This window comes from Tepidibacillus fermentans (genome assembly GCF_004342885.1).
Lineage (GTDB): Bacteria > Bacillota > Bacilli > Tepidibacillales > Tepidibacillaceae > Tepidibacillus > Tepidibacillus fermentans.
This window is the reverse complement of the sequence record NZ_SMAB01000024.1, coordinates 1-16,418: the sequence shown is the minus strand read 5'-3', so window position 1 is coordinate 16,418 and position 16,418 is coordinate 1. Positions and strand designations below refer to the sequence as shown.

The following is a 16,418-nucleotide window of genomic DNA, read 5'->3' as shown; positions in this document are numbered from 1 at the left end:
AAGATATATGAATTTAGATGAATTTAAATTAAGATTATCCCTTCCAACTATTTTGGAAATAACAAAAGGCGTAAGTACGCATGGAAATTCTGAACCAACAAAAAATCTAAAGAACTCTGAAGTAAAAAAAGCATCTACTCAATCATTATTCTCTGAAAAAGGAATAACTGGTAGAATTAAATTTTTTAATATAGAAAAAGGTTTTGGTTTTATCGAACGTGATGATGGAAAAGAGGATGTGTTTGTTCATATTTCTCAAATAAAAGGAAATAGTTCCGTTATTATAGAAGGGGCAAGAGTGAAGTTCGATATCGCTCAAGGAAATAAAGGGGTACAAGCATTGAATGTAATTGTTTATTGAACATTGACCGATGATAATTCATCATTTCTCTATTTACCACCTGATTTACAAGAAATCTGGTCAAATATTCCTCCTGAAGGAGAATTGAATGCAAAATGGCTAGAACCTATTAAAGACTGGATTGGACGGAATGCTAATCAAGGAGATCTGTTACTGATTCAAGGAGAATATGTCCTATTTGCAAGATAAAATTTTTGAACGACTCGATAGTCATGAACGATATAGGTGATCGATTTGTTTGTAGGGGCAATTCCTGTGGCCTGAAAACGCGTCGACAGGAGTTGGCCTACGAAAAGCGGGTTGCAGCCCATCATACAAACGAGACCTACGCAGGGGCGGAAGATGACACTTTCGCCCTTTACATTTTTTGCTAAAAGTGATATCATTTTAAAATAATTTTAAAATCAAGGAGGAGTATGATTATGGAAGAAAGAAAGGTATGGAAGGCAAGTGGCTATTTGGGACTTTTATTAACCTTAGTTTTTTTAGCCATGGCAGTTGTTGTTTTTGTTAATACCGTTATGGAAGCTTCTCATGCACTCCCTTTATTAATGTTAAATTTTAGTTTTTTACCATGGGGCTGGTATTTAACAGCAGTGTTCTTACTTTTAGGCATCACTTTAGCCTCCGGCCTTACTATCGTTCAGCCTAACATGGGAGCCGTTGTTGTTTTCTTTGGCGATTACAAAGGTACGATTCGGGAAAGCGGTTTCTTTTTGACCCTTCCTTTTTCCAGCCATAAAAAGGTCTCCCTTCGGGTACGAAACTTTAACAGCGCTAAACTTAAAGTAAATGATGTCGAAGGAAATCCGGTGGAAATTGCTGCGGTAGTAGTATTTAAAGTTATAGACACCGCCAAAGCGGTTTTTGATGTGGAAGATTACGAAAAGTTTGTGGAAATTCAAAGCGAAACAGCGTTAAGACATGTTGCGTCCAAGTATCCCTACGATAATTTTGTGGAAGAAGGGATTTCCCTTAGAGGAAATTCGGATTTGGTGGCTAAAGAGCTTGCCTCAGAACTGCAGGAGCGCCTTCAAGTCGCTGGTGTAGAAGTAATAGAGGCAAGGCTTACCCATCTTGCCTATGCCACCGAAATTGCCCAGGCCATGCTGCAACGCCAGCAGGCATCAGCTATTTTAGCCGCCCGGCAGAAAATTGTGGAGGGAGCTGTCGGTATGGTTCAGATGGCAATTGAACGGTTAGAAAAAGACGCCAATATTGCTTTAGACGAAGAAAGAAAAGCCCAGATGATCAATAATTTAATGGTCGCTATTGTCTCGGACCGCTCTGCCCAGCCCGTAATCAACACTGGAACGATTTACTAATACGGTATGGCCAAAAAGAAAAATTTTCCCTTAAGAATAGACCCAGTTTTATACGAAATACTAGAAAAATGGGCAACGGACGAGTTTCGGTCGGTAAATTCCCATATCGAATATTTACTTCGGGAAGCGGTCAAAAAAGCAGGCCGTTTAAAAGAGAATAAGATTAAAAAAAATTAAAAATGCCAGCTAAAGCTGCTCCACTTCTAACTATAATGTGCACGCTTTACGCTATATGACGGCTCCTTATAGTGGATTTTATCTATTGTATTCTTTATGTTGATTTCGTCTTGTCATGGAGAAATTTCAACTGGCGACTTAGTACTGATCCTAATTCCCTCGCATTATCGGAAATACTCATTCCCCTTTCATACATCTCTTTGATCATAAAAAATTCCCCTCTCGTAATCACGAACCATAGCTTCTCTCATTGACACAATGGTTCTATTGTGAGTGGGGAATTTTTTCCGGCTATATTGTGGATTTTATCATCGGCTTTAACAACCAACGTTAAAATGGTTTACGAGGTTTGCTTTTTTTATTTTGTAAAATATGTATATTTCTCTTCAAATCTAACAATAACAATAATAACTAGTAGATTGGAGGGGATACTATGCATGTAATCATCGATGATTATGGTATGGGTGTATATAAAAAAAGTGAAAGAGTTGTTATCAAAAAGCAAGGGAAGGTGGTAGATGAAATTCCCTTCTTTGAAATAGAGGATATCTTTTTTGTAACAAAAGGTGCCGTTCTATCTACCGATGTGATTGAAGAGTGTATGAAACATGGAATCCAAATTCATTTACTAGATTATCGTCAACAGCCGATTGCTTCTGTATATTCACCAATGTTACACGCCACTGTAAAAACCCGTCGGGAACAAATTCTCAGTTTACAAGATTATCGAAGTGTGGAGATGGTAAAAGAATTTCTAACTGCCAAGATTACGAATCAATATCGTGTATTGAAATACTATCTAAAAAGTAGAAAAGAAACTGATGAATATGAGTCGATCAACATGTTAGCTGAGAAAGTTTTCGAACATGTTCTATTGATTCAAAAAATTCAAGGCAATTCAATAGCCGATGTGAGGGACAAGTTTTTTGCTATTGAAGGACGCGCAGCGACTTTTTATTGGGATGGTGTTCAATTAATCTTGCAGAAAAAAGTAGATTTTCCTGGAAGGGAACAACGTGGGACTCAAGATCCTGTGAATATGATGTTCAATTATGGATATGCCATTCTTGGAGGTTATGTACAAAGTGCGATACTTCGGGCCGGTTTAGAGCCTTTTGCAGGCCTACTTCATACGGATCGCCCTGGTAAATCCTCACTTCAATATGACCTGATCGAAGTCTTTCGTCAACCAGTCGTGGATCGTGCGGTTATTTCTATTGTAACAAAGGGGTTTCATCCTGTTTTAGAAGAAGGTCAACTTGACTTAAAAACACGAACCCGTTTGCGAGATAAAATTTTTGAACGACTCGATAGTCATGAACGATATAATGGAAAAAGATATACGATAAAAACAATTATTCAAATGCAAACGAGAGAACTAGCATCTTATTTCCGTGAGAATAAACCTTATAAAGCATTTGTAGGGAGTTGGTAATCATGTATGTTATGGTAATTTATGACATTTCTGATGATAAGATACGAACGAAAGTAGCTGAAAGACTAAAAGATTATGGCCTTAAACGTATACAATATAGTGCTTTTTTTGGTAAATTAAATCAAAATCGACGGGAAGAATTAATGTTCAGACTAAATGATTACATCATCTTAACGAACGGTAGTATCATCATGATTCCAATTTGTGAAAAAGATCGGTCGCAGATTATTAAATTAGAGAATATAGATTATGAGTTTGATGAGGTGGAAGAAGCTTGATTCAGGTTACCGACCTAAAACAATATGTGTATTGCCCAAGAGTCATTTATTACACCTATGTCATGCCAGTGAACAAAAAAACAACCTTTAAGATGGAATATGGACGGGAAAAACACAAAATAGAAAGAAATAAAGAAGAACGTCGAGGACTGAAATCTTACGGATTAATCGAAGGAAAGCGTTATTTTAATTATCCTATTCACTCAGAACGATTAGGTTTGTCTGGGAAATTGGATTTGCTGATCGAAAGTAATAAAGGAGATCAACCCGTTTATCCGGTGGAAATGAAATATACCTTACGTGGGATTCGAGCTAATGTAAAATACCAACTCGGTGCCTATGCATTATTGCTTGAAGAAAAATATGGAGTACCAATTCATGAAGGGTTTATTTATATCATTCCTACAAAGACAGCACACAAGATTACTATTACAGAAGAGATGAAAAACTATGTGGTAAAAGCCATATCCGCCATCCATAACATTGTTGAAAAAGAACATTTTCCTGAGCCACGTTCTAGAAGAAGATGCCATGATTGTGAATTTCGAAAATTTTGTAATGATTTGTATTAATTCCTGCATCTCGATTATTATCTATAATAGCAAATTTTAAATTAGATAAATAAATGATTGAATGAAAAATGGGGAGAGGATAGATTTGATTGATCAAGAATTATTAGATATTGTTGGAAAACTACAAATAGCAAGGTTTGAAGTGATCTATGAAGTGGGGAGTTATGGAGTAAATCTACCACCTTATAAAGGTTCTACTATTCGTGGTGCTTTTGGCCATATTTTTAAAATGGTTGCTTGTACTTGTGGAAGTGAAGACCATCTAGATAACTGCATTTATCAGTACATATTTGAAACTAAACCCCCTGAGAATTCAGAGGTACTAAAAAAATACGAAAGTATCCCTAGACCATTTGTTATTGAACCTATTTTAGATCCACGTACATATTTTGCACCAGGTGAAAAGTTGCATTTTGCTTTCATCTTATTTGGAAAAGCCCTTGATTATCTTCCTTATTTTATTTTCACCTTTCAAGAAATGGGTAAGCAAGGTTTAGGGAAAAATCACCATTCATTAAACTTACGACAGGTTTTTCAAACCAATCTTCATCACGATTTAAACACATTGATTTATGATGGGGAGGCAGGAAGAATCTATAATCGATGGGAACCAATCTATGCCAATGAAATCTTCCAAAGTGTAGAAAATCAATATATTAATAACAGACTATGGGTTCATTTTCTAACACCTACAAGGTTACAAAAAGGAGGAAAATATCTTTCCACTGCTCCCCAATTTGAAGATGTGATGAAAGCAACGATGAGAAGGTTAACATCAATTTTGTATTTTCATCAAGATTTGCAATTTGAAATGGATTTTAAGAAATTTTTTCTTCACGCTTCAAAGGTTGAATTGATCAAAGATCAGATTGAATGGGTAGATTGGGAACGATACTCAAATCGGCAACAGGAAAGGATTAAACTAGGTGGAATTTTAGGTAAAGCATTGTATCGAGGAGAGATTGAACCATATCTTCCATGGCTAAAGTTAGCGGAATGGATTCATATCGGAAAAAATCCTGTGTTTGGATTAGGTAAAATAAAAGTTGCCAGTCATTAATTTAATGAAAACATGCTGAGAAAAAGGGATTGAAAGATATGTGTTAAATGTTCATATCTTTATGACCTGAACCACAGCATGTTTTTTTATTTATTTGTTCCAATTTTTTAAAAATCTAAGCAGGAACAATTTGCAGTTGTAGAGAATACCCATATTATACAAAAATTTGGTGGAGATATGTGTTATTATGGAAGGTCAACGAAACTTTTTTCAACAATTATTAGGAAATGGTTATTCGCCACGTCCCTTTCAATTAGAACCAGCAAAATATTTATATAAGGGAATACCTACAATCCTCAGTGCCCCAACAGGCTCAGGTAAGACTTGGGCTGCGGTTTTTCCGTTTTTATACGCAAAGAAAGCAGGCAGAATCTTTGCAGATCGATTGTTTTATGTTTTACCTCAGCGAACATTAGTTCGATCGATCTATAATGAAATCGAGCAGAAAATAAAAGAATTAAATTTAGATTTACGTGTAACGATGCAAATGGGAGATCAACCAGATGATCCCTTATTTCAAGGGGATATTATCCTCACCACGATTGACCAAGTATTAAGCAATTATATAGGTGCCTCCCTATCTGTTTCAAAGGGACAATCCAATATTCCTCCTGGTGCTTTTGCAGGAGCCTATTTTGTCTTTGATGAAATCCATACTGTTCCGAAAGAAAGCTTGCCAACCATCTTAGATTTGGTTCGCCGTTTTCGTCCTTTTGCTCGATTTTTATTGATGACCGCGACAATACCTATGACAGTGATTGAGGAAATGAAGCAACGAATAGATGGGGAAAGCGTATTAGCATCCTTTAAATCTCTATCTGTGCAGAACACAAAAGCAAAGAGAGTTTTATATTGGAAAGAACAACCTTTAACTATTGAACAAATACTTCATTATCATTTTAATCAAGAAGGGATTCGAAAAACCATCGTTGTTGTCAATCGTGTAGAAAGAGCACAACAATTTTATCTTGGAATAAAAAGTCTATTAAATGAAAGGAACTCTCTTGATGACCAAATCTATCTATTGCATTCCCGCTTCCTTCCAGAAGATCGAAGGGAGATCGAGCAAAAGGTCATTCAATCATTGGGAAAGCATTCTCTAAAACAAAACCAGCATACCCTTGTCATCGCTACTCAAGTGATTGAAGTAGGTCTTGATCTCTCTTCCAATATGTTAATCACTGAACTCGCACCAGCAAACGCTTTAGTTCAACGTGCGGGTCGCTGCGCCCGTTTTATTGGGGAACAAGGCGAAGTTTATGTTTTCGATCTTCCACTTAATAAAAAAGGGAATCTTGATACCTCGCCATATTTTAAAACAGATAAATTACTTCTTGAAAAAACAAAAGATTATCTGTCAAAAGAGTCTAGTTTTGCGATGACCATTCAAAAAGAAGGGCATTTCATAGAAACCATCCATCAAGAAATTGATCTAGAGCAATTGCAGGCTATCTCTATGGCAACGATCAAGCATGAGGTATCGACAAATCTAGAGGATGGCGATTTTAGCGGTATACCCAAGTTGGTGAGAGAGATAATCAATGTTAGTATCATTGTTCACGATCAACCACAAACATTAGATATGTCATTAATACCAGAACGTTTCTCTATACATACTAGTACCATTAAGAAACTGTTCAATGAAAACCCTGATATTCGTGGTAAAATATGGGGATATCGAACGATAGTGACAGAAGAGGGATTGGAAGAATCGGATTGGATAGAGATTTCAGATATAAACGAGATTGACCATTATTCAATTCTAGCTATTCATTCTCATTTTGCTTCCTATAAAAAAGACATCGGTTTAATATTTAAGTCCATACATGATCAAGATGAAGAATTAAAACCAGTCTACCAAGCAAGATATACCCTTGATCAATCAAAGGAACTGCATCCCCAATATCGTTATAAGAAAGAGTCTTATCAAGAACATGTTGCAAATGTCCGGTCTATTTTCCAAGAGCAGAAATCAAAAAATCAGAGTGCATTCACCTATTTTGCAAACTATTACCATGTAGAAAAAGCAAATTTAGAGCAATTAACAGAAATTGCAGTTGCTTTTCATGATGTAGGAAAATTAAATGAAAAGATAGCAAAAAATTATTGGGATTGGCAAAAAAGAAGAAGAAACGAAGAAGTCAAAGATTACTTGGCTCATACCGATTATGATCCAACCAATCAAGATGATTTTATTGAATGGAAAAAACAAAAACGAATCCCTCATGCCATCGAAGGGGCTTATGTTTCATATCCAATGGTGAAGGAAAGGGTAGGGAAAATAACAGCGAATGAACAGATTCAACAGGAACTGAATAATGGGGTATTTGCTGCTATTGCAAGGCATCATCATAGTTACGCAAAAAATCTTAAGTCAGAAGGAAAGTTGACAATAAATGCTCAAATAACCTTGGCTACTACACTTACTAAATTAGGACTAAGCTTTAATCAAGAGCACATGAAATGGAAAAAGACAGAAAACCTAAAACCTTATTGGGTAAAACCTTTCCAAGAAACTGCCTGGATTTGGTATTGGTTTGTGGTCAGAAATATCCGATTAGCTGACCAACAATCTCAAAAAGAATATCAATTAAAGGAGGTGAACTTATGAAAGTTAAGCAATTTCTTTATTGGAAAAACCGTGGAAGTTATGCTGATGCACTAGGTGCAGCAGGATTAGCTGAATTGATATACCAGCTAACATTGAAACCTATCATGATTGAAGATCAGGGAAGTAGTTTTTTACTCTCTTTAACAGAAAATGTTGATCTTGATCAATTGCCTTACGAGAATTTAATCAAAGATCCTGGTTTTAGACCTTATACCAATAAAATGTATGATCGAGATAAACAAAAAGCAGATCAGTATCGTGAGAAAAGAAAGAACATCAAAAACTTAACAGACGAAGAAAAACAACAGATTGAGACACAAAAACCAGATCCTGAATGGCCACTTTTCCAAAATCTAAAAATTTTACAAGCATTGAGTACATACAATTCGATGTATGAACAAATCAAAAAGGCAGATAAAGAGAAATTCACTTTGATGGTAAGGAAAAAACTAGAAGGTTTTTCAATGGGAAAACAATCTGAGGAAGTTCCGACAAGACTCTCTTTAAAAGCTTCACCTGTACAAGCTTTTAACCCGTCGATTGGAAAAGGGATTAATCGTCCAAAGCCTGATGGAGTACCTATATCCTCTTTTCCAACTTCTTTAATGGATGGATTCGAGGAATATCTAAGGTATCTTGGTGTGAAGTCCATTCTACATGCTTATTCGATGGACAAGGATATTAAATTTGTAGCGATTATTCCAGGAAAAATCGCATATGAAGAATTACGTTCAGAAATTATTCGTGGATTACGGCAAAAGCATTTAGCATGGACATCCGTTAAAGTTGACATTACGGCTGTACTAATTCTAGTAAACATTTTACTCGACCATTATCAATTAGTAAAAGATCACAAAGTGAATGAAATACTGCATGGTATACAAGTTGCACATTTTAAAGATATGGGACAAGTGAAATCCTTGATCAATCAGTCCTTTATTCGCTTACCAGGTTGGTTTCCTATTCAAACACAGGAAGACATACAAGAAATGAAAGGAATCATTGAAGAACATCTAGCTTGTATTCGGCAATTAGATGAAAAGAAAAGTGAAGACATACATTTACTTCAAATTTATCGTGATGGTTTATCTACTGATAACTTTGATCAGATTGTCCGTTTTTTCGCTGGATATGGAATGTATGTGATGAAAAAGCTAAGTGATAAAAAAGGATATCCCCCTTTTCGCTTTACAGAGGAAAACTTAAGGAGGTTACTCATGAAAAGCAATCTAACTTATGCACAAATTGTAGAGAATAAAGGTTTCCAAAATATTGCTAAGGCGATACGTAATGCAACAGTAAATGAACAAGTAGCCAAAAAATATCGGCCACAACAATATGAAATCCGTTATGATCTCTTTCAAAATCTTAAACAGCAAGCCAGTTTCCCAGAAAAATTTTTAGCGAAATTAATGGAGTTTATTAATGACTATAACAAAGAGGCAGCTAGAAAATTGGAACAACAAGCAACGAACTTAAAACCTAATCAGCGATTAAGAGCACGTGTTTCAACCGAGGATATTGAGGAATTTGTTAAGCTTTTCGATCAATATCGTCAACAATCAGAAACAATCGCAATGTTGCTAATAGCATATGCATCAGCAAAAACCAGTCAACAAGAGGAAGACATCCCTGAGGAAAATAATGAAAATCAAGAAACGATTGTAATACCAGAATAGAAAGGATGGATATTGATGAAATCATTATCGATCAATGGAAGAATTACGTTAGATATGCATTCGCTCAACAATGAGGGATCAGAAGGTAACCATCTGCAAACACGAATGGTACATATTATAAATGAACATGGGGAATTGGAAGTGGTTAATGCTGTATCTGGTGATATGTTGAAACATATGCAAACCGAACACCTCAATCATATATTAATAGAAAGAAAGCATAAGGCACTATGTAAAGGTTGTGCTAGTTTAGATGCGAATCGCATCAATGCTGATGATGAGTTTTTCAAGTCGATTGGAAAAGAAAAGGACGTTGCCAAAGTGACAACGGCATTGCTCCAATACTGTGCCATGGATGATACGCAGGGAGTTTTAATTACCAAAGACAATCGTTCTACACCACGAAAATCAGTTGTGGAGTTTGGTTGGTTAGTAGGGATCCCTGAAAAAAATCACAGTGAGTCTCATTTTCATGTGAAATTTGATCAAAAAAGAGAAGCAGGATCAGGTGCAGATGATGGTTCCAATACAGGGCAAAACATTTTCTATAGGCCTGCCAATTCTGGACAATATGCGGTCGTATTAAATGTTGAATTAGATCGCATTGGTTTTAATGATGTGACTCGTGAATATGTAATCGATGAAGAGGAACGAAGAATACGTACCCGTGCTGTATTAGAAAGTATTCTATACACATTTATCAAACCATCTGGAGCCATGAGAAATACGCAAAATCCACATATTCTTGGATTTGAGGGGATAATTTCTGTATCGAACAACAGTATTCCTGCGCCAACCATTAGTCCTATTCGTTCAGATTATAAAGAGGAGATTGAAAAAGTTGCAAAAGAACTAAATCGTATTCAAGAAGGAATTGAGACATTTTCCTTCCAAACACAGTCTGAATTTACTAGATTGATGGCTGATCTTATTGAACAACTGTAGGTGATGATCATGTGGCTCATTGCGACATATGAACATACGTCTTTATTTAGCTTGAAGAATACGAATTCAACCAGTTCTGGCGGGAGAACGAATATTGTTCCTACCATGTACTCCATCAAACTTGCTTTAATCAATGCGTTATATCGAATGGGGAAAGATGGAGAAAACGAATTCCCTTGGGTTAAGGATTTAGTCATTCGGATATCCCCACCCAAACATGCTGTAGTTAATAATAGCTTTATTAAGATTCTAAGAGAACCCAAAAAGGATAAAAATAATCCTAATCAGAAAGAGTTTATTTCGTCAATTGCTTATCGTGAGTTTGTTCACTTTGATGGATTATTAAAAATTGCCTTTAATCTTAATATGCTACACTCTGATCAGATAGAGTTATTAAAACAGGCTTCTATTCGAGTGCGTTATTTTGGCAAGAGGGGTAGTTTTGTTCAATTCAAAGGTTTCGAAATGATAAATGAAGAAGAATTGTCATCTGATTTTACCTGGATACTCGGAGATGAACGCACAAGTTTTAATAGCCATGTTCAATTTCAGCAGCTAGATGATATTGGTTCTAATGCATTATTTCAAAACATTAATACGTATGATGAAACTAAGAGTAAAATCGGGAAAGATCGCTTATTGTTGCCAGTTGCTGTTCCCTATCTTTTAAAATCTTCAAGTCGAAGCTATACACATTTTGTAAAAGCTGAGTAGGGAGGGATACCCTCCTCCCTACTACTAAGTTAAGAGAAAAGTTATCATTTTGTATAAGTTATTGCAAAATCTCATGAAGATAGTTTAAAGTTATATTTAGATGCATTAGGATAATAAAGAACATAGATTAGGGCATACTAATAAAAAGAAGAAATATAAGTTTTCGCAGATTAAAGACCATTTTTAGCAAAAATTAGATCTTCGAAAGTTTCTGATCAAAATTGACTTTAAAAACTGCATCAATACTGTATTTTTCCGCACTAATTTTCGCGGATGCAGTAACTAGACTCGACTAAAGAGGATTGAAACAAAAAAAGGTGATACGTTATGGAGCATTGCTAGCAAAGATGCAGTAACTAGACTCGACTAAAGAGGATTGAAACATTAGTGGATTATATAAAGGCGCTGGAAAACTTGCAGATGCAGTAACTAGACTCGACTAAAGAGGATTGAAACTGTGTACATTTCCCCCTCACCCGTTTTATGGTATAAGATGCAGTAACTAGACTCGACTAAAGAGGATTGAAACTTTACAATCGCTAGCAACTCATCATCAGTTAGTTTTGATGCAGTAACTAGACTCGACTAAAGAGGATTGAAACAGCAATAGCCTTGCCTCGTTTGGTGTCAGTATACCTGATGCAGTAACTAGACTCGACTAAAGAGGATTGAAACTGTATCCTCTGCCCAAACACACCTTTGACATTTTTGATGCAGTAACTAGACTCGACTAAAGAGGATTGAAACAAGTTATAAGCATATGCCAACTCTGTCCTTGCTATTGATGCAGTAACTAGACTCGACTAAAGAGGATTGAAACTTAACAGCTGGTGAAGCCGATGAAATTAACGCACGCTGGATGCAGTAACTAGACTCGACTAAAGAGGATTGAAACAAAGCATTTGAAGAAACCAAAATGGGATAAGAAGAGATGCAGTAACTAGACTCGACTAAAGAGGATTGAAACCTAAGTTTGACACAACAAATATTCCGTCTACGTTGAGATGCAGTAACTAGACTCGACTAAAGAGGATTGAAACATAACTGTACTCTTAACAGATTGCACTGCATTCCAGAATGATGCAGTAACTAGACTCGACTAAAGAGGATTGAAACACGAAAAATTCAATATCATTTTTCAGATGAGGCAGCAAGATGCAGTAACTAGACTCGACTAAAGAGGATTGAAACACTTCATCCGCTCTCTCGTCTCTTAATTGAATTTCCGGATGCAGTAACTAGACTCGACTAAAGAGGATTGAAACAAACAGAACAAAGTAAGATCGTTTGGAATGAAATCAGATGCAGTAACTAGACTCGACTAAAGAGGATTGAAACTCAACTAATTGGATACCATCCCAATACACATAGTTGGGATGCAGTAACTAGACTCGACTAAAGAGGATTGAAACACGGGAAAGGATCTCACGCCCACTTAGTTGAGTTTGGGGATGCAGTAACTAGACTCGACTAAAGAGGATTGAAACTGTCTGATTTCTACCATAGTAAATCCTTCTGTTTCCGATGCAGTAACTAGACTCGACTAAAGAGGATTGAAACTTTCTATTCCTCCCAATTCTAAAATGGCAAATCTTCAGATGCAGTAACTAGACTCGACTAAAGAGGATTGAAACGCAGGAACAGCTGCCCATGTTGTCCCATCGTCGCTATGATGCAGTAACTAGACTCGACTAAAGAGGATTGAAACAGACTTGGACAGACGTTGCAACCGTTTGGGCTGATGTAGATGCAGTAACTAGACTCGACTAAAGAGGATTGAAACCTAAGTTTGACACAACAAATATTCCGTCTACGTTGGATGCAGTAACTAGACTCGACTAAAGAGGATTGAAACGAACAAAGTTTCGTATGTGTCGGACGGCGTTTTTAAGATGCAGTAACTAGACTCGACTAAAGAGGATTGAAACCAGTGTCAATAGCATCCCAACCAGCCAAAATTTCATTGATGCAGTAACTAGACTCGACTAAAGAGGATTGAAACCTCAGAGCGTGGTAAAATTAAACCAAAGGAGAGGTTGATGCAGTAACTAGACTCGACTAAAGAGGATTGAAACAATGAAGTTCATTCCACACAGCTACCAAAAGTATTGCAGATGCAGTAACTAGACTCGACTAAAGAGGATTGAAACTTGCTGCGGAATGAAGTGTTCCGTATTTTTTCGACGAAGATGCAGTAACTAGACTCGACTAAAGAGGATTGAAACTCATAAACTTGAATTGCAGTTCTGATTGTTGCCATGTGATGCAGTAACTAGACTCGACTAAAGAGGATTGAAACCAGCTGCGCTCTATGGAAATTACAACGGCGTGGATGATGCAGTAACTAGACTCGACTAAAGAGGATTGAAACTCATCAGGATCTATTGCATATAATCCGATTGTTCGCAGATGCAGTAACTAGACTCGACTAAAGAGGATTGAAACGTGTTCCGATTGCCAGTGTTCCGATTGCCAGTGTTCGATGCAGTAACTAGACTCGACTAAAGAGGATTGAAACTAATGATCTCTATCTCTTTTTCTTCAAAAATTTTCAGATGCAGTAACTAGACTCGACTAAAGAGGATTGAAACACAACGAGCTTCCTTAATCGGTTGGCACTGATGTTACGATGCAGTAACTAGACTCGACTAAAGAGGATTGAAACTCGAAAACCTGAACATGGGGCTACATACGACGGGGGTGATGCAGTAACTAGACTCGACTAAAGAGGATTGAAACACGAGCTGTATAACCTGACACATAATACGTTGCGCTGATGCAGTAACTAGACTCGACTAAAGAGGATTGAAACTCGAAAACCTGAACATGGGGCTACATACGACGGGGGGATGCAGTAACTAGACTCGACTAAAGAGGATTGAAACCCAATTCACTCATATAAGCATTTTTAACGTCGTTTTGATGCAGTAACTAGACTCGACTAAAGAGGATTGAAACGAGATGATGTAGTATCTCCAGATACTTCACCTTCTTCGATGCAGTAACTAGACTCGACTAAAGAGGATTGAAACATGTTTCGTCTGGTTGGCGAGCGTCAGTGGATCCAGTGATGCAGTAACTAGACTCGACTAAAGAGGATTGAAACTTTGAAATATGGTCAGCACTACATTCAACAATATGAAGGATGCAGTAACTAGACTCGACTAAAGAGGATTGAAACTCTACAATCACGCGATGCACCACTCCATCCATTGATTGATGCAGTAACTAGACTCGACTAAAGAGGATTGAAACATTTCCATAAACACTTTTGATGGAGAGTGTATTCCAAGATGCAGTAACTAGACTCGACTAAAGAGGATTGAAACGTTCACCATCTTTCAATGCGTTGTTACCTTTTTTGGTGATGCAGTAACTAGACTCGACTAAAGAGGATTGAAACACAACGAGCTTCCTTAATCGGTTGGCACTGATGTTACGATGCAGTAACTAGACTCGACTAAAGAGGATTGAAACTCGAAAACCTGAACATGGGGCTACATACGACGGGGGTGATGCAGTAACTAGACTCGACTAAAGAGGATTGAAACACGAGCTGTATAACCTGACACATAATACGTTGCGCTGATGCAGTAACTAGACTCGACTAAAGAGGATTGAAACTCGAAAACCTGAACATGGGGCTACATACGACGGGGGGATGCAGTAACTAGACTCGACTAAAGAGGATTGAAACCCAATTCACTCATATAAGCATTTTTAACGTCGTTTTGATGCAGTAACTAGACTCGACTAAAGAGGATTGAAACATCAATAATATCTAATTCAACCGTTTGACCATCAATAGGATGCAGTAACTAGACTCGACTAAAGAGGATTGAAACAGAACAACTGCTTTCTTCATTGCTTCTAATACCCACTGATGCAGTAACTAGACTCGACTAAAGAGGATTGAAACTCTTACAATTCCTTGATTGTCAGTATCAATATAAATAAAGGATGCAGTAACTAGACTCGACTAAAGAGGATTGAAACTTCTGATGAAGATAAGACAATTGTATTGCAAACCAATGGATGCAGTAACTAGACTCGACTAAAGAGGATTGAAACTTTTAAGTGATATTTTCTTTCTTTTAACCATATACAGATGCAGTAACTAGACTCGACTAAAGAGGATTGAAACATAATCTGTGTCTTTAACTAAAACCTTTTTGTAATTGATGCAGTAACTAGACTCGACTAAAGAGGATTGAAACTAAAAGGCAAGAAATTTAGCCAAACAATTTAAGGAGGGATGCAGTAACTAGACTCGACTAAAGAGGATTGAAACTGAGGAAGTCATTGACCTTTGGCATTTCCTTGTTGCTCGATGCAGTAACTAGACTCGACTAAAGAGGATTGAAACCAGAAGCGGATGTTTGAGTGCAGCCATTTCCTGAGCACAGATGCAGTAACTAGACTCGACTAAAGAGGATTGAAACATAAGTACGGAAAGCAGCAAGTTGCAGTTGTCGACCGTGATGCAGTAACTAGACTCGACTAAAGAGGATTGAAACAACAGCAATACGCTGAAGGCAGTTCAGCTCGTTGGAGAGCTTGGATGCAGTAACTAGACTCGACTAAAGAGGATTGAAACGGATTTCCTGTGTCATGTGCCACTAAAAACTTTACCGATGCAGTAACTAGACTCGACTAAAGAGGATTGAAACTGTCTTATCATCATTATAAACTCCAGAATTTTTTAGATGCAGTAACTAGACTCGACTAAAGAGGATTGAAACTGGAGCAATTGTCATCATTATTATGACCAGGTGGCAGATGCAGTAACTAGACTCGACTAAAGAGGATTGAAACCTTTATTAATTGGCATTGCACGTTGTGGATATTGTGGCAGTAGGATGCAGTAACTAGACTCGACTAAAGAGGATTGAAACAGTATGGGGAAAAACAGGTTCAAACGCATATTTAAGATGCAGTAACTAGACTCGACTAAAGAGGATTGAAACCTTTATTAATTGGCATTGCACGTTGTGGATATTGTGGCAGTAGGATGCAGTAACTAGACTCGACTAAAGAGGATTGAAACATTCGACCACGTTCGCGCAGAAATTCGGAAAAAAGAGATGCAGTAACTAGACTCGACTAAAGAGGATTGAAACTGTTGAAATCATAGTTGACTCTTCATATATTTTTTTCGATGCAGTAATATGCGTAAAATATTTCTCGAGGAGATTGGTAGAAAATACTAGCAAAAAAAGAGAAGGCGTTCTATCGTAAATGTATGCTTTAGCAGGCAAATA

General features: G+C 37.0%; 13 protein-coding genes and 1 CRISPR repeat array. Of the genes, 12 read left to right on the top strand and 1 reads right to left on the bottom strand.

The features are described 5' to 3' along the window. Positions 1-163 precede the first annotated feature (163 nt). The 7 genes from EDD72_RS12890 (at position 164) to cas4 (ending at position 4,148) form a co-directional block, all read left to right on the top strand. A complete protein-coding gene (locus tag EDD72_RS12890; RefSeq protein ID WP_243643834.1) occupies positions 164-361 on the top strand; it encodes a cold-shock protein in 198 nt (65 codons plus the stop codon). Positions 362-364: 3 nt separating this feature from the next. Then, positions 365-550, top strand: a complete 186-nt coding sequence (locus EDD72_RS11310) for a hypothetical protein (RefSeq protein ID WP_132770397.1) — start codon at positions 365-367, stop codon at positions 548-550. Between the two features lie 233 nt (positions 551-783). Beyond that, entirely contained in the window at positions 784-1,686 is a 903-nt protein-coding gene (locus EDD72_RS11305; protein WP_132770395.1) for an SPFH domain-containing protein, read from the top strand. A 6-nt stretch (positions 1,687-1,692) separates the two neighbouring features. Next, on the top strand, positions 1,693-1,863 hold the full coding sequence (locus EDD72_RS11300; protein ID WP_132770392.1) for a type II toxin-antitoxin system antitoxin: 171 nt from the start codon (positions 1,693-1,695) through the stop codon (positions 1,861-1,863). A 433-nt stretch (positions 1,864-2,296) separates the two neighbouring features. Beyond that, positions 2,297-3,298 carry a CRISPR-associated endonuclease Cas1 gene (gene cas1, locus EDD72_RS11295; RefSeq protein ID WP_132770390.1) on the top strand — a complete coding sequence of 334 codons (1,002 nt, stop codon included), beginning with the start codon at positions 2,297-2,299 and terminating at the stop codon, positions 3,296-3,298. 2 nt (positions 3,299-3,300) lie between these two features. Next, positions 3,301-3,576, top strand: a complete 276-nt coding sequence (gene cas2, locus EDD72_RS11290; RefSeq protein WP_132770387.1) for a CRISPR-associated endonuclease Cas2 — start codon at positions 3,301-3,303, stop codon at positions 3,574-3,576. Then, the gene (gene cas4 / locus EDD72_RS11285; RefSeq protein WP_132770385.1) at positions 3,573-4,148 is read left to right on the top strand and encodes a CRISPR-associated protein Cas4; all 576 of its coding nucleotides are present in this window, start codon (positions 3,573-3,575) and stop codon (positions 4,146-4,148) included. The genes cas2 and cas4 overlap by 4 nt, the downstream gene beginning before the upstream one ends. 41 nt (positions 4,149-4,189) lie before the next feature. On the opposite strand, the gene EDD72_RS13125 is transcribed toward cas4, so the two are convergent. Next, a complete protein-coding gene (locus EDD72_RS13125) occupies positions 4,190-4,249 on the bottom strand; it encodes a hypothetical protein (protein WP_424565548.1) in 60 nt (19 codons plus the stop codon). Between EDD72_RS13125 and cas6 the strand changes: the two genes are divergently transcribed. The 5 genes from cas6 (at position 4,234) to EDD72_RS11260 (ending at position 11,157) form a co-directional block, all read left to right on the top strand. Next, complete coding sequence (gene cas6 / locus EDD72_RS11280) at positions 4,234-5,208, top strand: CRISPR system precrRNA processing endoribonuclease RAMP protein Cas6 (RefSeq protein WP_243643833.1); 975 nt, start codon at positions 4,234-4,236, stop codon at positions 5,206-5,208. The genes EDD72_RS13125 and cas6 overlap by 16 nt on opposite strands. A gap of 187 nt (positions 5,209-5,395) precedes the next feature. Then, positions 5,396-7,819: a CRISPR-associated helicase Cas3' gene (cas3, locus tag EDD72_RS11275; protein WP_132770381.1), complete on the top strand. Its 2,424-nt coding sequence runs from the start codon at positions 5,396-5,398 to the stop codon at positions 7,817-7,819. Next, positions 7,816-9,498 carry a hypothetical protein gene (locus tag EDD72_RS11270; RefSeq protein ID WP_132770379.1) on the top strand — a complete coding sequence of 561 codons (1,683 nt, stop codon included), beginning with the start codon at positions 7,816-7,818 and terminating at the stop codon, positions 9,496-9,498. Before cas3 ends, EDD72_RS11270 begins: the two co-directional genes overlap by 4 nt. A gap of 15 nt (positions 9,499-9,513) precedes the next feature. Beyond that, positions 9,514-10,443 (top strand): DevR family CRISPR-associated autoregulator, encoded by a 930-nt coding sequence (locus tag EDD72_RS11265; RefSeq protein WP_132770377.1) that lies wholly within the window; start codon positions 9,514-9,516, stop codon positions 10,441-10,443. Between the two features lie 9 nt (positions 10,444-10,452). Beyond that, on the top strand, positions 10,453-11,157 hold the full coding sequence (locus EDD72_RS11260) for a type I-A CRISPR-associated protein Cas5 (protein ID WP_132770375.1): 705 nt from the start codon (positions 10,453-10,455) through the stop codon (positions 11,155-11,157). A 272-nt stretch (positions 11,158-11,429) separates the two neighbouring features. Further along, positions 11,430-16,277: direct repeats of the CRISPR family, unit length 37 nt; unit sequence GATGCAGTAACTAGACTCGACTAAAGAGGATTGAAAC. Positions 16,278-16,418 lie beyond the last annotated feature (141 nt).

Excerpts from the sequence above, each read along its gene's own strand:
- cas2 (WP_132770387.1), top strand. The coding sequence starts at position 3,301 with ATGTATGTTATGGTAATTTATGACATTTCTGATGATAAGATACGAACG.
- EDD72_RS11270 (WP_132770379.1), top strand. The coding sequence starts at position 7,816 with ATGAAAGTTAAGCAATTTCTTTATTGGAAAAACCGTGGAAGTTATGCT.
- cas3 (WP_132770381.1), top strand. The coding sequence starts at position 5,396 with ATGGAAGGTCAACGAAACTTTTTTCAACAATTATTAGGAAATGGTTAT.
- EDD72_RS11305 (WP_132770395.1), top strand. The coding sequence starts at position 784 with ATGGAAGAAAGAAAGGTATGGAAGGCAAGTGGCTATTTGGGACTTTTA.
- EDD72_RS11265 (WP_132770377.1), top strand. The coding sequence starts at position 9,514 with ATGAAATCATTATCGATCAATGGAAGAATTACGTTAGATATGCATTCG.
- EDD72_RS11300 (WP_132770392.1), top strand. The coding sequence starts at position 1,693 with ATGGCCAAAAAGAAAAATTTTCCCTTAAGAATAGACCCAGTTTTATAC.
- cas1 (WP_132770390.1), top strand. The coding sequence starts at position 2,297 with ATGCATGTAATCATCGATGATTATGGTATGGGTGTATATAAAAAAAGT.
- EDD72_RS11260 (WP_132770375.1), top strand. The coding sequence starts at position 10,453 with ATGTGGCTCATTGCGACATATGAACATACGTCTTTATTTAGCTTGAAG.